The 662-nt window shown below is 39.1% G+C and carries 2 protein-coding genes; both read left to right on the top strand.

From position 1 onward, the window contains the following. Window positions 1-31: 31 nt before the first annotated feature. On the top strand, window positions 32-274 hold the full coding sequence (locus HGG74_RS21030) for a hypothetical protein (RefSeq protein WP_000008707.1): 243 nt from the start codon (window positions 32-34) through the stop codon (window positions 272-274). A 93-nt stretch (window positions 275-367) separates the two neighbouring features. After that, on the top strand, window positions 368-662 hold a 295-nt coding region (locus HGG74_RS21025), incomplete at its 3' end, for a hypothetical protein (protein ID WP_168489483.1).

Below are 662 nucleotides of genomic sequence, written 5' to 3'. Positions count from 1 at the left end.
TATACAGATACTATTGTGAAGGTACAAAATCATGAGTTTTAAGCCAACACCTGAAGAGGTGAAACAAGCACGTATTAAAGCTGGCTTTACGCAGCAGGAAGCCGCTGAACGGTTTGGTTTTACGTTATCAGCCTGGCAAGCCAAAGAAACATCCGGTAAAACGTCTCGTGGTTTAGCCGCTGGTACGTATGAATTACTTTTGCTCCTGGCTGATGAACATCCAGATTACCAGCTCGTTAAGAGAGAAAAAAATCAGGATAAAGTGACTAAATAAATTGCATTACCATCATATGATGGTATAATTTATTTGTAGGTCGGGAATAGTTCCTTACCATGATCCAGTAGCCCAAACGGGCGGGAGACTAAAATGAACACGTATGTTATCACTTTCCAGGCTTTAAACACTAAGAAAGAAAAAATCACCTGCTCTGCTTTTGTCCATTCAGAAACTCTCTTCCTTGCCGTTCATTCTTTCGAAGATAAAAATCGCGGTCGTGGTTATGTTATCACGTCTGTTAGTGAATTGTTGTCCGAGGAACTGACGGCGAAAAATTCCCTCAAGAAAAATATTAACTTTTGGTTTAATGAGTGTGGTTTAAGTAAATCTGAGGTTATAAACGAAGTAATTAACTGGAAGAATTTCGCATATACCCTTAAAGAAC

This window comes from Arthrobacter mobilis, from assembly GCF_012395835.1.
Taxonomy (GTDB): Bacteria; Actinomycetota; Actinomycetes; order Actinomycetales; family Micrococcaceae; genus Crystallibacter; species Crystallibacter mobilis.
Note: the sequence above shows the minus strand (reverse complement) of the source record. Positions and strands in the feature narration are given on the sequence as shown.

What these genes read in the sequence shown, in the direction of transcription:
- HGG74_RS21030 (WP_000008707.1), top strand. Translation starts at nt 32, where the DNA reads ATGAGTTTTAAGCCAACACCTGAAGAGGTGAAACAAGCACGTATTAAA.